Origin of the sequence: Pollutimonas thiosulfatoxidans (assembly GCF_004022565.1) — a bacterium.
GTDB classification, from domain to species: domain Bacteria; phylum Pseudomonadota; class Gammaproteobacteria; order Burkholderiales; family Burkholderiaceae_B; genus Pusillimonas_D; species Pusillimonas_D thiosulfatoxidans.
In genome coordinates this window covers 745,858-762,664 of the sequence record NZ_CP022987.1, presented here as the reverse complement: position 1 = coordinate 762,664, position 16,807 = coordinate 745,858, and the positions used below count along the sequence as shown (strand labels likewise).

The window sequence follows — 16,807 nt, the reverse complement described above, 5'->3', positions numbered from 1 at the left end:
TCAGCCGAGTTGAGAAATATACTCGCTTTTTTATTAAACCGATTCGAATGTGTAGTCGCGACTTGGTCTGACGATCTTGCCAAAGTTTGCCAAACATACTAGCCTAGGCGTTATGAGCACAATGAACATATCCCTACCCGATACGCTAAAGTCCTTCGTCGATGAGCAGGTCGCTCAAGGCAGCTATAGTACGAGCAGCGAGTATGTGCGTGAGTTGATCCGCAAGGACCAGGATCGCCTACAACTGCGCGGACTCTTGCTCGCGGGTGCGGCATCTGCACCGGCAGCCCCAGCCGATCCAGCCTACTTCAAGGGACTGCGTGATCGGGTGCGCAAGGTGGCCAAAGTGGGCGCTCGCGGGTGACGGCCAAGCCCGTCGTTCCCCGCGAACTGGCCAACCGGGACATCGACAACGCGATTGCCTACTATCTCAGTGAAGGTACTGAACAAGCTGCGCTCGGCTTCATTGACGCCTTGGAGCAGGCTTATACGCACATCGCTCACCATCCGGCTACTGGGTCTCCCCGCTACGCCCATGAGTTGAACCTGCCCGGCTTGCGTTTCTGGCCGCTTGTGCGCTATCCCCATCTCGTGTTCTACGTCGAGTGTCCGCAGCACATTGATATCTGGCGCGTGCTGCACGGCCAACGCGATGTCCCGGCGCGGATGCTGGAGCCAGAGATCATCTGAGTCAGCCTCAGTACCCCACTCCACCACAAATATGTTGGCGGCGCTCGGAGATTTTTTCTCGCGAGCGCGGCTACGGCCTTAGACTGGGCTCAAGGCGCAGCTGCGCCCCAGATTTGCCTCGATCAAGGCGCGGTCGATCCCATCAGTCTTTCCATCGTGGTTAAGATCGTACCAACTGGACTGCGCCACGCCGTTGTTCAGATTCAGTTGACTGAGTTCCGCCCAGAGATCCAAGTCTTGCTGATCCACCGCACCGTCCCGGTTACCGTCGCCCGGGCAGTGGACCTTGTCGTACTGGTTATTAAACGCAGCGACTTGATCGCGCCAGTCCATTTCGGCCTTCAGCGTGCCATAGGGCTGCTGAGCCTCGGGTGGCAACGGGTCGGTGATAGTGGGCGAACCGACGGCGATCGCCGTATTAAGTTTGTCCAGCTTGGGGTTCGGCACGGCCATGTCGATCTCGTATAGTTCATCCGTGTTTTGGTTCTGGATATATTGCGAGTCCATCGGATTCGGGGTAATGGTGTACGTCTTGCGGTTCAGACGCACTAGTTTGTAGTCGCCGTCGCTGACTGCCTTCTGTGAGTCGGGTAGAACGTCGACCTTATCAGCCGGGTCCAGGGTCTTCCGATAAGACATCACCTGTCCGCATTGGCTGAATCCTTCGACAGGCACGCCCGCCAGCCCGGAACCGGCACCGTACCAGATACCGCCCTGGTCGTTGCACAGCGCCTTCTGGGGAAAGATGGTGAAACACACACTCGCCGCCTCCACCACGCAGGGCTGCGGCGTGACGGCCATGGACGGATTGGAGAAGTTGGTTCCCATTTCGGAAAAGTTCAGACTGCGAATGGCCGCCTGATCAGGAGAGGTCAGGTAGGCCAGCATCGGCTGGGCATCCAAGGGGCGGTTGGCAGGAACATTGGCATTCACATCAGCGCCTGCGATTTCAGCGAACAGGCGGTACATGTCGGGCGAGCTGACCTGGTGGGTGATTTCACGCCCGGGCTCCTGGACCATGGGGCCAGCTATCAATAGCGGCACGGCCACCCCGGTCTGATAAGGGAATGCTTTGGCACGTGTGGGGTCGAATTGACCGGGGGCCGTGAATTTCACACTGTTGACATAGGTTCCGTTGTCGGCCATGACGACCACCATCGTGTTGGTCTTTTCTGGCTGGTAATTCAGCGTACCATTCTGGTTCCAGGTGGCCAGCCCGAGTTCGACCAGCAGGCGACCGATTTCGGTATCCATGGCCTCGACCATCAAGTTGGTGACGAGGTGATCATTGACCACGGTTTTGAGCGATTTGATCGCGCTGGGCACGTCTCCCCGATCGCTGGCCGGCGAGCAGACCAGATTATCATTCCGGCCTACTGTGGTGTCGGAGACCAGGGCCACAGGCGGCATCTGTAGCGGTGTGTGAATGGCGGAATAGCCCACGGACATCATCCAGGGAGTTCCTTTGCTCTGCTGGCGTACCCAGGCTACGGCGCGGTCGGTTTCCATGGTGCTGCGGTAGCCGCGCGCTGCCGGGTCCTCAGCCCCAACTTTCCGTGTAGTACCGTCGGGCCAGCTCTGGACGAATTCGCCAGTGTAGTAGCCATTCTGCGCGGTGAAGTCCAGGTAGGCAGGCGGACTGACTTGGCAGGACTGGTCTGGATCGAAGATGCCACCGCGTTCCATGCAACTGCGGCCCGGCGTGCTGATACCGAGACCGCGCACAATAGATTCGCAGCCACCGGCCACATAGTAGCAAGCACCGGCATCCGCGCCATTGGCGGGATCGATGGTTTTATTTGCGATGAAACCGCACTGATGGGTCTCTTCGGCCACGTTGGTACGCCCGGCCCGCGTATCAATCGGAAAGGGAGCGCCATCCAGGTAACCGTCGAAGTAGTCCCAGCCCAGCTTCCACATGGTCTGATGACCATAGGGCAGGTTCGGTGCCGTGCCTAAGTCGGTGCCGGTCAAATGCATCTTGCCGATCAGTGCACTGATATACCCTTGTGTACGCAACAGTTTGGGAAGCGTGACCTCGTAGGGCGAGATCTCGGAGTTCGCCAGGTCGGTCGACACCACGGCGTTTAGAACATTCGTGGCAGAGGGGTAACGCCCGGTAAAGAAAGTGGCGCGCGTGGGCGTGCAGGTCGGCATAGCCCATGCGGAGCGGAACTGCAGCCCTGCCTGAGCTATCGCCGTCAGGTTAGGTGTCTTGGGCGGGACCGCACCGCCGTAGCCGTAGGATGTCATCTGATCCACCCCGAAGTCGTCGATGACGACGAAAAGGATGTTGGGTTTTTGCGCGTCCGACTGGGCCGTTGCCACGCTGTCATCGCCACTGCAGCCGGCCAGAATTAGCATCGAAACCATCAATAAGACAAGGCTGCCTCGTCTGCCTAGCCGCAAAGCTTTCATTATTATTCTCCTCGGACTTAAGTCTGAGCTTTACGCTCCTCCGGAGGCAGTATTACACCAACTACCCCCCGGCGCCAGAGAGGGACATGCCCCCCTGCATGCCGGCCGTCTGGACGACAGTCAGGCCCGCGCTGCCTTCCAGGCCGACGCGGACCCCAAGCAAAACTAGCCCGGCAAGGTATCTGCAGTGTTGTAATTCACGACCGAGGGAACGGCCAACCTGGCACCGGCACGTTCTACCACCTCCATGATGCGTAGGTAAATGTCTTCTCGAATCGCCACAAACTCGGATTCGTTGTCCGACATGATGTATGCCAAAACATCGACATCAAGAGAGTGTGCGCCGAAACCGGCGAACCGCACCCGCAGCGGGTCGTCCGCGACTTTGGGATGATCGATCAACAATTGGCGAAACTCCTCCAGAAGTTTGCGTAACTGGTCGGGGGACGTTTCATATCGCAATTTCAACGTAGGGTTTAAAAGCATACGATCGCGCTGGGCGTAGTTCTCGATCTGCAAGTTTGAAAACTCGCTGTTTGGTACTGTCAGCAAGGTGCGCGCAGCAGTACGGATACGTGTCGAGCGCATGCCGATAAACTCTACCGTGCCCGACTTGTCACCGAACTTGCAGTAGTCGCCAACCGCAATGGGCTTGTCGAAGTACAAGGTAATGCCAGAGATGAAATTCTGCAGTGTCGACTGGGCTGCCAGTGCGACGGCCAGGCCCCCCAAGCCCAGACCGGCAAGCACGCTTTGATACGGAACTTGCAGCACATCTGCCAACAACAAAATAGCGAACACCACAACGACCACGCGCACAATGCCTGCGACGAACGACACAGGCGTCATGTGATTGCTATGGATGGCATTAGTTTCTTTGATGTGACCGACCACCACTCCCACGCCCAGCAGAATCAACATCATGGAAGAAAGAATAGTGCAGGTCCAACTTACGGCAACAACGACGACTTGCACCAGATCAGGAAAGCTCAATACGCGATCGGCAACCCGCAGCGCAACGCCGACGACCAGAAAACGGAAGGACCAAAGAAACAACCAACGGACAAGGCCTTGCTGCTCTGAAGCAGGCACAAAGCGCCTAAGCACCAGGGCGTAGAAGATTGCATTTACCACCCTGCCCAAAGCATAAGCGCCACCAAGAACCAGCAACAAGCCCAGCCATTGCCAAAGCTCCATGGGTCCAAGCTGCCTGACAAAGCCCATAGATATGTTGCTGACTACGCCGCGGACCTGAAAGTACAGGCTTTCTGTTTGACGTTGTGAATAAAAGATTTCGTTGGCAGGGAAGTTGTCCAGCGCGGCATAAACAGCGCGTATCGTCTGTAATGTTTCCGGCGTGAACTGCCATATCACGCCCTCGTCGGTCACCACCCGCCCGAGCGCAATGCTTCCCATGGGGTGCTCAAAGTGCACGTAGTCGGTAGAGCGGTCCGGATCGTCAGGTACTTCCTGCCATGTCAAAGAGCCTATGCGCTGCAAAGACCGGTTAATGTAACGAGCCAGTTTCGGCGCCTCATACTCTTTTGCCAGGGCCGACAGCTCTGACATGTCCAAGGTTGCCATGGCTGCCTCCAACGCCCCCCCGGCGTCCGAGAACGAATGGATCAAGGTGCGCAAGGTGTCTCGTGGAGACTGCAAGCCTTGAAGGCCCGCATCGACACGCTGCGGGCGCGCCGTTTCCAGCGCATGCAGCGCAGACTTCAATACCTGCATGGGCGGGGGCGATATAAACCACTCATCCCCTCGTTTGACAAAATGCAGGTTGAACGAGACGTCAGTTCCTGCCTGCCCCAATGTTACCGAAACCTCAGAATCGTCCGGCTGGGGGTGGGCGGTCCATACACGGAAAGTCAGCCGATCCAGTACGGCAAACAAAGTTTGCGTGTAATCCAGCTCACTGACGGGCGTCTGCGCGAAATCGATGAATTGCGAGGCCTCGCTTTGCAACTCCATCCTGCCAGGCCCGACGGCATTCATGATGGACAAGAAGTGATACAAGGTCATGGCGGGGACGGACCGGTCCACTTGATGCCCCAGGAACTCGTTATCGTCGACCACCCGAATGCCGGTCATCCAATCGCCAGAACCAAAACGAGCGGTAAAGGTCCTTTCGTCTGCAGACATGATCGCGACAAAATTGCCTTCACGGCCTGCTTCTTTCCAGACTCCTCGAAACTCGCGGCCATCGGCGGTGCCTTCGACCGTGCCGCCATAAAGTTTGTAGCTTCCTTTTATATGATCACCGGTCTGTACGAGCGATACTCGAGCGCCTCGATGATGCCAGGTGCTGTCCCACTCGCCCGTCCAGTCGAACTGGGTCGCTTGGGCCAAAGGCAACAGGAACCAAATAAAGACGGCCAGGATAGAAAGACGGAATAGCCTGCGGAAATTAGTGTTTGACATCGTTCTGTCGCTCAAGCCCGGCAAGCATCGCGGCCATCAGCAACTCTGGCCCATGAGCGTGACCGTTGGCTCCCCGCTCTTCATTACTGTGCTGCCAATGGGTCAACATACGTCCGAAGACGTCACCGACAGCAGCGGCGGAAGCTCGCGCCGCCGTGCCGCCTTCGTCGCTTTGGCGATAAATAGTCTTGCCGTTTTTGACGGTCTCGGTCACTTGCACTTGGTGTAAGGTTTCTGGATCTATTGCCGTGGGATCCTTGGAAAGAATAACGAAATCAGCCAGCTTGCCCGGTTCCAGCGAGCCTTTACGGTTTTCTTCGAAATGCTGATAGGCCGGCCAGATGGTCATCGCCTTTAGCGCGGTCATTACATCAACCCGCTGATCAGGCCCTAGAACATCACCGGAACGAGTGCGGCGCGTGACGGTCGCTGAAAGCACCCGCATGGAGTCGGGAAACGCAACAGGGGCATCGTGATGAGTGGAGAACATCATGCCGCGCTCGCGGACCCATCCCGTTGGCGAAATATTGTCGGCGTTGACCGGGCCAACGGTACGGTCACGATGCCAATCGCCCCAATAAAAGGTATGCATGGGGAACAGCGAAGGAAATATATCGAGCTTATCCAGGCTGGCCACTTGATCTTTGCGCAAAAATTGACCATGAATAAGCACAGCACGGCGGTCTTTGGCCGGATGCTTCGCTTTCGCTGTGCTAACCGCAGCCAGCAGGATATCGGAAGCGGCTTCGCCATTTGCATGCGTAATAATCTGCACATCATTGGCAAACGCCCAGTCGATGGCATCGAAGGTTTGATCTGACGTCACGGCCGAATACCCGCGATAATCGGCACGATAGTCCTCAGGCGGCTTGTAGTACGGGCGATCCCGAAAAGCAGTGAATCCCTGAGGAGAACCGTCGATGGTCAACTTCGCTCCACCAACCCTGAAGCCATTGGTATAGGTTTGGCTAACGTTCTTGGCAATAAAGTCCCGGTTCTCCATTACGTCCACGTACGCGACTACGTCAATAGCGATACGCCCCGATGCGGCGGCGCTCTGCATGAAAGGCACAATCGTGGAGGTTGCTCGCCCCTCTTGTCCGGTGGTGTATCCATACTGACTAAGCAATGTTGTGCCCTGCTCAAACAAGGTCTGAGCCTGATCGGCGGTCATCTTGCTGAACTGTTTTCCCAGAGCGCCAAAGAAAGCCGCCTCTTCCAGTATGCCGCTGGGTTCCTGCGTGGCGGCGTCGCGGCGAATGACTCCGCCTTCCGGGTTTGCCGTGTCGGCAGTGATCCCCGCCAGTTCCAAGGCTTTGCTGTTCATGACACCAATGTGACCGGACTGGTGAATGATCAGCACGGGGACGTCTACGGATACGGCGTCCAAATCCTTGCGGGTGGGATGTTTTTGCTCAGCCAGTTGAGCATCGTCGTAACCGAAGCCTAGAACCATGCCAATACTATTTTGAACCTCGGCGTGTTCGCTGGACCACTTGGTCAAGGTGTTCTGCAAGCTCTTGATGTCTGTGACCTTACCGTCGGGTGCAGCCAACAGGTTGGCTGAAATTGCCTGAAGACCGATCATGAAGGCATGGCCATGCGCATCGACAAAGCCCGGTAGCAGGGTTCGCCCTGCCAGGTCCTGCATCCGCGTTTCTGTTCCCTGGAATTGAGCGACCTCTTTGAGGGATCCCAAAGCAATGATCTTTCCGGCCTTGACGGCAATGGCGTCGGCGTGCGGCTGACTATCGTTCATGGTCAAGATAGGACCGCCAGACCATATTTCATCAGCAACCGTCTTTCCAAAAGCCGGTTGCATCATTAGCAGGCCGCCCAGCAAAGGCAGTATTCGAAATGCTGAACTAATAGTCGTCATCAGCGTCCCCCTTTTCTTTCTCTCATTTTGGACGCAAATAGTAACAGCTGGGAAACCGTTCGCTATACGGTGATTTCAGGATTAATAATGAAGAGCGCAGCCGACGAGAGACGCGGCAGTATCCGTCACCACATCAAATCATCCGGAACCTGGAAAGCCGCATACGGATCATCCTCGTCGATCTCCGTGCTGGTCTTATTCACCCGAACAACAATCGAAGGATCACGCTCGGCGATTTTATCTGCGACTATCCTTGGCACCAGCTCCGTCGCATCGCCCAAGCGGATGATCACAAGACGCCCAGCTATTAGGTGCCCCTGGACTTCCGCCGACACGTACAGCCGTTCGATCGTCTTGCCGTGCGTGAAGTTATAGGCGATGTCGCCACGCCCCTTGCTCTGGCGACTCTGCTGCACCATCTGCGAAATTTGCGCCGCAATCGCCTTCTGTTTGGCGGCTTCTACGCGTTGCGCATTGAGCTCGCGCGTTCGCTCCAGATTCTTCTGTTGGGTTTCCAGCGCTGCCACCTTCGCCTCGTCCACGCTTTGCGTGCCGGTTCGGCGCTCGACCTTCTTCTGCTTGCTCTTATCCTGGTTGGCCCGTTTGGCTTTGTTTTTATCGACCAGGCCCGCTTTCAAAAGCTGCTCTTGCAGCGTAACCATATATGTTGCTCCTGTTTAGCACTAGAAGATAAGTGGCGATGATGATGCCCGCTCAGATTGTATAGGGGGCAGCACCAGTGGACCATTACCATTTTGAAGCATATGCTTACTGCCTACCACCCGCGATGTTGATCCAGTCCACGTGCCAGCAAGGAGCCAGAACATGTGCAATTTATGTGCAAGAAGGGCTGAACCAAGCAACTCGCCAAGCTCGCCGTCCAGGCGCGCTGCCATCAGCATGGTGGGAGCGATCTCTTTACTGGGCATGTCTGCCACTGCCCGGGCTGCTCAATCGCGGCCACCGCCCAAACCGGATAACGCGCTAACACCTGATCAAGCCGTAGAGCGCTTGATGGAAGGAAACGGGCGATACACCTCTGGAACCACCTACGATCGAGACTTTTCCTCCGAGCGCGCGGCGTTGGCCGGAGGGCAAAACCCCTACGCGTGCATCTTAAGCTGCGCCGATTCCCGCGTTAGCCCGGAGCTATGTTTTGACGAAGAAAGAGGCGATCTTTTCGTAACCCGCGTGGCGGGCAACTATGTAACCAACGATCTTCTGGCCAGCCTGGAGTACGGCGTTGCAGTGCTACACGCACCCCTCATTATGGTGCTGGGGCACACCCGATGCGGCGCCTTGAGTGCAACGGTCAGTGCACTGGAAAAGCAAACCGAATTTCCGGGCCATATACAGACGCTGGTTACGGCGCTGATGCCGGCCGTGCGCGCAGTCCAGGCGCAGGCCCATGCCGACACTTTGGTTCAGGCGGCGACCATTGAAAACATCAAACAGAACGTGCAGCGCCTGAAACAAGCCACACCCATACTTAGCAATGCTTTCCAGAACAGCAGGATCCGGGTTATCGGCGGCCTCTACGATCTGGAGACCGGAAAAGTCGACCTCGTCGCATAAGCACCAGGACATCACCACTATGAGACCTCACTTTGATTTTTATGCACTTACGCTCGCGATAACGCTAGCTCTGATGGCGCCTGCCCATGCGTACGAACCGACGGTGAAAGCGGGTGCCGAGCCCGCGTTGGACGCTATTGCACTGGCCGATCACGGCTTGACCACGGCGCTTGCGGCTCTGCCGGAATTGGTCAACAACACTCTCGAACGCAGTGGAGTGCCCGGCGCGGCGGTAGCGGTTGTACACGAAGGCAAGACCATTTTTGCTCAAGGATTTGGTGTGCGACAGATGGGCCGGCACGAACCGGTTGATCCTTCCACCGTGTTTCAAATCGCATCGATATCCAAATCGCTGACCGCTACAGTGATTGCCATGGCGGTGACCAAGGATGTAGTGTCCTGGGACGACCCGGTGCTGCGCTATCTTCCGAAGTTCAAGCTAAGCGATCCCTACGTCACCGCGCACGCGACTATTGGGGACTTCATGGCACACCGCAGCGGCCTGCCATTGGCCGCGGGTGACGAGCTGGAAGACTTGGGCTATGGTCGCGAGCAAGTGATCGAGCGCTTGAGTCAGCTGCCCCTTGATGCGTTTCGCAACTCATACCATTACGCCAATTTTGGTACGACCATTGCCGCTGTAGCGGTGGCCGCGGCCGCCAACAAGCCGTGGGAAAAGTTGGCGGCAGAGACGCTATTCGAGCCGTTGGGGATGCAGTCCACCAGCACACTGCATGCTGATTACGTGGCCCGCGAAAATCGGGCGGTACTACATGCCTATGAAGGAGGCACGTTTCAGCCGCTATACGATCGCGATCCTGATGCTCAGGCGCCGGCTGGCGGCGTGTCGTCAAATGTACTGGACCTCGCCAAGTGGATGAAGTTCCTACTTGCTGACGGAAAACATCAGGGCAAGCCCTTGGCTACGCCCGCGTCTCTTCTGGCCGCGTTAAGCCCGCGCTCGCTCAGTGGCCCGCCCCGCACGCCGCTCGCGCGTTCCCAGTTTTATGGCTACGGCTTCAATGTTGGGACCACTGCCGGTGGACACACCACCTTTGGCCACTCTGGCGCTTTCCTGCTTGGCGCCGGCACGGCATTCCAGATTCTTCCGGCGGCGGGCGTGGGCATTGTCGTCTTGACGAACGGCTCACCAGTGGGCGTGCCCGAGAGCATTAACGCGAGTTTCATGGATATGGTTCAGTTCGGCAAACCGCTACGCGATTGGTATGGCGCCTACCATGCCAACATGATGGATTTCTATGATCCAGAAGGCGACTTGGCCGGCAAGACGAGGCCTGAAGACCCGCTACCTGCACAACCCCTGCAGGCCTACACCGGCTATTACGAGAATGCATACTTTGGCACCGCCCGTATCGTCCTTGAAGACGATACTCTGGCATTGATTATCGGCCCCGGCAAGCAACGCTTGACCATGAGTCATTGGAACGCCGACACTTTCGCGGTGACGCCCCAGACCGAAAACGCACCGCCTGGCTCGCAATCGTCAGTAAGTTTCTTAATGGACGACAACAAGATCAATGCGTTCGCCGTCAATTACCTGGACCAGAACGGGCTGGCGACCTGGCATAGAAGATCCACACCATAAACCCGCCCCCGGCAAGCCATCCCGACACGCGCAAAGCGTGAACCGGATCGCTGACGCGCTTGCCCATATGGGCTTGTGGTTGGCCGGCGGCCTGGTCATGCTGATAGGTGCCATGTGCTACGCGGAACTTGGCAGCACCTATCCCGATTCGGGGGGCGAATCTAACTTTCTGGTCAGGGCTTGGGGTGCACCGGTCGGCCTGACGGTCTCGGGCTCCACCGCTGCGGTGTCCCCTGTAGCGGCATGGCAGGGTCGGTGCTGGTGACGGTGGTGTATCTGCTGGTCAACTATGTTTACTTGCGCATCTTCGGACTGCAAGGGCTCAGGGCCACCCACGCGGTGGGCGCCGACTTGATGCACTGGTGGTGCTGCGGCGGCGGGACAAGAACCGTCCAAGACCGTTTCGTGTGCCGCTATATCCGCTGACGCCCATTTTGTTTGCGCTAAGCTGCCTGGCCTTATGCTGGTCCAGCATTCTGTATGCTGGTACCGGGGCATTATTGGGCTTGGTCGTATTGCTTGCGGGCCTGCCTTTACTGTGGCTGGAAAGACGGGCCACGGCCACCTGAACCTGAATCGCCCCTTCAGGCCTGGTCGTTCTGCAGCAGTTCAATATAACGCCTTGCCGAACGCTGAACCACTTGGTTGCCGTCCTGTAGAGTCTCCCTGCCTGGGAAAGCGCCGTAGATGCGCTCAAACTTCCATGATTCCAAAGTTAGCGCAATGCGAGCTACGGTGTTGCCCGACAAGGGCATCATGTTGGGATAGCTCCAAAGAAATGACACGCGTGCAGTGTCTGCCGCAACACCGACGATATCTCCGCTAAGTAAGGCTCCGCCGTGATTTGCGCCACTGGGCCAATGAAGCACGGTACCGCCCGGAAAGTGCCCGCCCAGCCGGATCAAGGTCAGGCCGCCGGCCAACCCGTGGGTCTCGCCTTCCCAAAAGCGGATGTGCGGGTCGGGCCGCATGACCCACTCTTGGTCGGCCGCATGCAGATAGATGGGGCAATCGAACGCCTGGGCCCAGTCCTGCATGCAGGTGTAGTAATGCGGATGTGAAATCGCAATGGCGCTCAGCCCACCCAGCGCCTCGATGATGGCGGTGGTGGCCTCGTCCAGCAGCGTCAGGCAATCCCACAGCACGTTACCTGCGGGTGTACGCACAAGCAGCGCGCGCTGGCCGATGGCAAAGCCCGGCTGGGTATGAATGGAAAACAGGCCGGGCTCGAGCAGGCGCCAAGAGTTGGCGTGTCCACTTGCCAGGGCATCGGGCTCGGTCCAGGATTGCCCGCTGGCGGGTACGTACTGACGTTCTTCTTCGCAAATAACACAATGCTTGGGCGGCTGCGGGGTATCGGGGTAGGAAGTTCCGCAAGTACTGCAAATAGCGATCGGCATCGGCGTCTCCGTCTTAACCCGCCCGGCTTGATTTTCCAGCACCAATGAACTGTCGTGCCTCGGGCGTTTGGGGGCTGGCAAAGAATGCTTCTGAAGGTGCTGCCTCCCATATTTTACCTTCGTGCATGAACACCGTGATGTCGGCCATGTTGCGCGCGAATTCCATCTCGTGAGTGACCAGCAGCATGGTCATGCCGGCTCGCGCGAGCTCTTCCATGACAACCAGCACTTCCTGCGTCAGCTCGGGATCCAGGGCGGAGGTGACTTCGTCAAACAGCATGACCTGTGGCTCCATGGCGAGCGATCTGGCAATAGCCACGCGCTGCTGCTGGCCCCCCGACAGCTGTTCGGGATAAGCGTCTCGTCGGTGATCCAGGCCCACCTGGGTCAGCACCTTGATGGCGGTTTCGCGGGCCTTTTCAGTGGGAACCTTCTTGACGATGCGCGGCGAAAGCATGACGTTTTCTTCAACCGTCAAGTGAGGAAACAGGTTATAGCTTTGGAACACCATGCCGACGTCCTTGCGCAGTTCTATCAGACCAGAACCGTTGGCCGTAAGCGTATGGCCGGCCACCTTGATGCTGCCGCTATTGATCATCTCCAGGCCATTGATACAACGCAACATGGTGCTCTTGCCAGAGCCGCTGCGCCCTATGATGGCAATGACCTGTCCGCGTTCCACCGACAAGGAAATCCCGTTCAGCACCTGGACGTCGCCAAATTTCTTGGTGATGTTATCTATCTCAACGATGGGCATGCAGTTTCCTTTCCAAGAAAAAACCAAAACGCGACAACGGGTAGCACATCACAAAATAAAGTGCCGCAACAACCGGGAAAACAATGAAGGGCTGGAAAGTCGCATTGCTGACCAGCTTGCCTGCCAGGGTCAGTTCCACCAGGCCAATAATGGAGGCTATGGAGGTGTTCTTGATAAGCTGCACCAGGAAGCCCACGGTGGGGGGCAGCGAAATGCGGACGGCTTGGGGCAGGATCACGTAGCGCAATTGCTGCCAGCGGTTCATTGCCAGCGCTGTCGAGGCCTCCCATTGCGGCACGGCCACGGCTTCAATCGAGCCCCGCCAGATGTCGCCCAAATAGGCTGCCGAATAAATCGTCATCGCGACAGTTGCCGCCACCATCGGTGGCATCTCGTAGCCGAAAATTGCCAGCCCATAGAACGCCAGGAACAAGATGATCAGTACTGGGGTGCCCTGGATGATTTGAATATAGATTGCCGCCACGAAGCGCAGCGCCCGCGTATTGGAGGTGCGCAAAAGTGCCACGACAAAACCGGCCAGCCCACCAAACACAAATGCCAGCGCCGATAGCAGCAAGGTCCAGCGACCTGCCTCTACAATAAACTGAAACTGGTCCCAGGAAAATTCTGCGATCATGCCGTACCCCCTGCCCTTGCCACGCCCAAGCGACGCCGGCGTTTGAACACAAGCAGGCCTATGCCCCAGAAGCTGAAGCGGAACAACAGCGCCAACCCGATATACAAGCCCATCACGACCAAATAGATCTCGAAACTGCGAAAGGTCTGGGCGTCCAGCAAGCTGGCAGCCGACGTAAGATCTTCCGCGGAAATGGTCGACACCAGGCTGGACGCGAGCATCATGAGGGTGAATTGACTTGCCAGAGCCGGATACACTTTCTCTACGGCAGGCGTCAACACAACATGGCGGATCACCTGCCACTTCGTCATCGCCAAAGCTTGTGCAGCTTCGATCTGCGAAGGATGGATGGCCATCATGCCGGCGCGCACGATCTCGGTGGAGTATGCGCCCAGATTAAGCGTCATCGCCAGCAGCGCAGCCCAGTTCGCATTGATCTGGACGCCGGCCGCGGGCAAGCCAAAAAATATGATGAATAGCTGAACCAGAAACGGTGTACTTCTTACGGTTTCCACATACGAGGTGACCGCAAGGCGTGCCAGGCGCGAGCCATGGATGCTGATGATGGCACCCATAATGCCGACCGCCAGGCCGCAGACCATGGACAAGGCACTTAGCCGTATGGTGAGCAGGGCTCCCCACAGCAGCTTGTCCATGTGCTCGAAAATAAACGCGAATTGAAATTCGTAAGGCATCTACTGCTCCTTGCACGGCCGCCTACACAGGCGGCCGCATGACCGGAACGTAACGACCGTAAACGGGCATCAGAGCGCAAGGGTAAGGAAGCGCTATTTAGAACACGGGCAAATTGGGCAAGGGCGTGCCGGCCCACTTTTGCGAAATCGCGTCCAGCTCGCCGTTCAGCTTCACGTAGTAGATGAAGTTGTTAAGCCAGCGCTGAAGATCGAAAGCCCCTTTGCGCACCGTCATGGAGTTCGGTTGCACAGAGAATGGGAACTTCATCTCTATTTTGCCTTCACCGCGCGTCTTGGCAATTTCGATGGCCAAAACGCTGGGAATGGCGATCGCGTCGATCTGGTTGCTTAACAAGGCTTGCGTTACGGTAGCGTCGTCTTCGAAGCGAACCAGTTCGGTCGACTTGGATGCCACGCGACTCAAGGCGCTGTCTTGCGTTGTACCGCGCGCGACGCCCACCCGCTTGTTGTCCAGATCAGCCAGCGTCTTGTATTCGGAACCTGTGGGTCCGACGATAGCCAGCTCGAAGCCGTTATAAGGCATGGTGAACATGACAGCCTTGGCTCGTTCGGGCGTCGGCGCCAGCGTAGCAACCAGGAAGTCAACCTTGCCTGACTCCAGTGCCGGGATACGGGCTGGCGGCGTCAAGGGTACGATTTCGACCGGCAAGCCCATGTACTTGCCAACCAGGTTGGCAACGTCGATGTCATAGCCTACCGGCGCTCCTTTGGCGTCGATACTGCCAAACGGAGGCAGGCCGCTGATCACTCCGATTTTTATCTTGCCCTTGTCGATCAGCTCGTTGACCGTTTGAGCCTGAACCGTGACGGAGCTTGCCATAAGCGCACAGGCGGCAACGAAGCCCAAAGGAATAATCTTGCGGCTAATAAATCTTTTAATGCTCATTTTCATTGTCTCCAGAGTGTTATTGCATGCCGCTAATGGTTATGTCGCGGTAGCGTTTTTGCGATTTGCTTGAACTCGATGGCATCCTCCAATACCGCACCGTCGGATAACTGTCCGACTGTTGCCCGATAAATCTTTTGCCAGGGAGTGGCATCAGGTCGGACAACGGGAACATACTTGGCCCGGCGTGCAGCCAGCTCTTCATCAGACAGCATGACATTGCATGTGCCCTTGCCGATATCGACACGGATACGGTCACCGGTGTGCAACAGCCCCAGGCCGCCGCCCACCGCGCTTTCGGGTGAGGCATGCAAGATGGAAGGGCTGTCGGCAGTGCCCGATTGTCGGCCGTCGCCTATGGTGGGCAAACTGTTGATGCCCCGTTTTAGCAAGGCATCGGGCGGCTGCATATTGACGACCTCGGCCGACCCTGGCCAGCCCACGGGGCCTGCCCCGCGGATGACCAGTATTGAGTCCTCGTCGATTTCGAGTTCCGGATCGTTAATGCGGGCGTGGTAGTCTTCCGAGCCTTCGAACACCACTGCTCTGCCCTCGAAGGCATTCTCGTCGCCCAGGCGCGACAAATAACGGGCCTTGAACGCGTCCGAGATAACGCTGGTTTTCATGATGGCAAAGTCAAACAAATTACCGCTAAGCACCATGAAGCCCGCTTCTGTCTTCATCGGCTGGGCGAAAGGCTTGATGACCTCGCGATCATGGCTTTCTCGGCCTGCCAGGTTTTCCGCCATGGTTCGACCGGTTACCGTCAGGCAATCGCCGTCCAGCTTGCCGGCCTGCAAAAGCTCCCACATGATTGCCGGCACGCCCCCGGCGCGATGAAAGCGCTCGCTCAGGTAGGCCCCGGCCGGCTGTACGTTGGCCAGCAACGGAATGTCGTGTCCATGATCCTGCCAATCGTTCGACAGCAACTCGACGCCTACGTGTCGGGCAATGGCGGTCAAATGCGGCTGCACGTTGGTCGATCCACCCAGCGCCGCATTGACCTTAATGGCATTCAGGAAGGCGCTGCGCGTCATGATCTTGGAGGGCCGCAAATCTTCATAGGCCATCACGACAATGCGCTTGCCCGTCTGGAAGGCAGATTGAGGACGTTCGCGATAAGGCGCGGGTATCATGGCGCTGCCTGTCAGCGACATGCCGAGGGCCTCGGCCATGGAATTCATGGACGATGCCGTTCCCATGGTGTTGCAGTGCCCTACCGATGGTGCCGACGCCAGCGCTGCTTCCAGGAACTCTTCCTCGTCGATCTCGCCGGCAGCAAGCTTGCGCCGCGATTGCCAGATAACCGTGCCCGATCCGACCAGCTTGCCATCGTGCCAGCCGTCCAGCATGGGCCCCCCAGACAACACGATGGCCGGGATGTCGACCGTGGCGGCAGCCATCAGGGCAGCGGGCGTGGTTTTATCGCAGCCGGTGGTCAGGACCACGGCATCTATGGGATAGCCATACAGCACTTCGACCAGACTCAGGTAAGTGAGGTTGCGATCGAGGGCTGCCGTGGGGCGCTTGCAATTCTCAAAAATGGGATGGGTAGGAAACTCCATCGGGATGCCGCCAGCGTCGCGGATGCCGTCACGCACTCGTCTGACCAGATCCAGATGAACACGATTGCAGGGGGAGAGATCGCTGCCGGTTTGGGCGATGCCGATAATAGGCTTGCCAGAGCGCAGTTCTTCTGGGGTGGTGCCGTAGTTCATGAAGCGCTCAAGATAAAGCGCGGTCATGTCGAGGTGATCTGGGTTGTCGAACCAGTCGCGGGACCGAAAGCGCATGGGCTTTGATGTGTTGCTGTCCATAG

Annotated in this window: 16 protein-coding genes; 6 read left to right on the top strand and 10 right to left on the bottom strand. The window is 57.5% G+C overall.

Annotation, left to right across the window (positions count from 1 at the left end):
* Positions 1-112 precede the first annotated feature (112 nt).
* Entirely contained in the window at positions 113-364 is a 252-nt protein-coding gene (locus CKA81_RS03705) for a type II toxin-antitoxin system ParD family antitoxin (protein WP_128354100.1), read from the top strand.
* On the top strand, positions 361-690 hold the full coding sequence (locus tag CKA81_RS03700; RefSeq protein WP_128354099.1) for a type II toxin-antitoxin system RelE/ParE family toxin: 330 nt from the start codon (positions 361-363) through the stop codon (positions 688-690). Before CKA81_RS03705 ends, CKA81_RS03700 begins: the two co-directional genes overlap by 4 nt.
* 78 nt (positions 691-768) lie before the next feature.
* On the opposite strand, the gene CKA81_RS03695 is transcribed toward CKA81_RS03700, so the two are convergent.
* The 4 genes from CKA81_RS03695 to CKA81_RS03680 all read right to left on the bottom strand — a co-directional run bounded on the left by CKA81_RS03695 (position 769) and on the right by CKA81_RS03680 (position 8,073).
* Positions 769-3,108: a sulfatase-like hydrolase/transferase gene (locus CKA81_RS03695; RefSeq protein ID WP_128354098.1), complete on the bottom strand. Its 2,340-nt coding sequence runs from the start codon at positions 3,106-3,108 to the stop codon at positions 769-771.
* Positions 3,109-3,273: 165 nt separating this feature from the next.
* Positions 3,274-5,532, bottom strand: coding sequence for a mechanosensitive ion channel family protein (locus tag CKA81_RS03690; RefSeq protein WP_128354097.1), 2,259 nt, complete (start codon positions 5,530-5,532; stop codon positions 3,274-3,276).
* On the bottom strand, positions 5,519-7,357 hold the full coding sequence (locus tag CKA81_RS03685) for an amidohydrolase (protein WP_128354096.1): 1,839 nt from the start codon (positions 7,355-7,357) through the stop codon (positions 5,519-5,521). The genes CKA81_RS03690 and CKA81_RS03685 overlap by 14 nt, the downstream gene beginning before the upstream one ends.
* Positions 7,358-7,536: 179 nt before the next feature.
* Positions 7,537-8,073, bottom strand: a complete 537-nt coding sequence (locus CKA81_RS03680) for a DUF2058 domain-containing protein (RefSeq protein WP_128354095.1) — start codon at positions 8,071-8,073, stop codon at positions 7,537-7,539.
* A gap of 163 nt (positions 8,074-8,236) precedes the next feature.
* Here CKA81_RS03680 and CKA81_RS03675 point away from each other — a divergent pair, with 163 nt between their 5' ends.
* The 4 genes from CKA81_RS03675 to CKA81_RS17220 are packed head-to-tail and all read left to right on the top strand — an operon-like array spanning position 8,237 to position 11,018.
* On the top strand, positions 8,237-8,986 hold the full coding sequence (locus CKA81_RS03675; protein WP_128354094.1) for a carbonic anhydrase: 750 nt from the start codon (positions 8,237-8,239) through the stop codon (positions 8,984-8,986).
* A gap of 19 nt (positions 8,987-9,005) precedes the next feature.
* Positions 9,006-10,592, top strand: a complete 1,587-nt coding sequence (locus CKA81_RS03670) for a serine hydrolase (protein WP_164878333.1) — start codon at positions 9,006-9,008, stop codon at positions 10,590-10,592.
* Between the two features lie 37 nt (positions 10,593-10,629).
* Positions 10,630-10,857, top strand: coding sequence for an amino acid permease (locus CKA81_RS17225; RefSeq protein ID WP_228255777.1), 228 nt, complete (start codon positions 10,630-10,632; stop codon positions 10,855-10,857).
* On the top strand, positions 10,836-11,018 hold the full coding sequence (locus CKA81_RS17220) for a hypothetical protein (RefSeq protein WP_228255776.1): 183 nt from the start codon (positions 10,836-10,838) through the stop codon (positions 11,016-11,018). The genes CKA81_RS17225 and CKA81_RS17220 overlap by 22 nt, the downstream gene beginning before the upstream one ends.
* A gap of 158 nt (positions 11,019-11,176) precedes the next feature.
* Here CKA81_RS17220 and CKA81_RS03660 read toward each other — a convergent pair whose 3' ends face one another.
* From CKA81_RS03660 to CKA81_RS03635, 6 genes are all read right to left on the bottom strand, one after another.
* Positions 11,177-11,992, bottom strand: a complete 816-nt coding sequence (locus tag CKA81_RS03660; protein ID WP_128354092.1) for an MBL fold metallo-hydrolase — start codon at positions 11,990-11,992, stop codon at positions 11,177-11,179.
* A gap of 13 nt (positions 11,993-12,005) precedes the next feature.
* On the bottom strand, positions 12,006-12,749 hold the full coding sequence (locus CKA81_RS03655) for an amino acid ABC transporter ATP-binding protein (protein WP_128354091.1): 744 nt from the start codon (positions 12,747-12,749) through the stop codon (positions 12,006-12,008).
* Positions 12,736-13,386 carry an amino acid ABC transporter permease gene (locus CKA81_RS03650; RefSeq protein ID WP_128354090.1) on the bottom strand — a complete coding sequence of 217 codons (651 nt, stop codon included), beginning with the start codon at positions 13,384-13,386 and terminating at the stop codon, positions 12,736-12,738. The genes CKA81_RS03655 and CKA81_RS03650 overlap by 14 nt, the downstream gene beginning before the upstream one ends.
* Complete coding sequence (locus tag CKA81_RS03645; RefSeq protein ID WP_128354089.1) at positions 13,383-14,081, bottom strand: amino acid ABC transporter permease; 699 nt, start codon at positions 14,079-14,081, stop codon at positions 13,383-13,385. The genes CKA81_RS03650 and CKA81_RS03645 overlap by 4 nt, the downstream gene beginning before the upstream one ends.
* Positions 14,082-14,178: 97 nt before the next feature.
* Positions 14,179-14,988, bottom strand: a complete 810-nt coding sequence (locus CKA81_RS03640) for a transporter substrate-binding domain-containing protein (protein WP_128354088.1) — start codon at positions 14,986-14,988, stop codon at positions 14,179-14,181.
* Between the two features lie 32 nt (positions 14,989-15,020).
* Positions 15,021-16,805 carry an IlvD/Edd family dehydratase gene (locus CKA81_RS03635; protein ID WP_164878445.1) on the bottom strand — a complete coding sequence of 595 codons (1,785 nt, stop codon included), beginning with the start codon at positions 16,803-16,805 and terminating at the stop codon, positions 15,021-15,023.
* Positions 16,806-16,807: the final 2 nt, after the last annotated feature.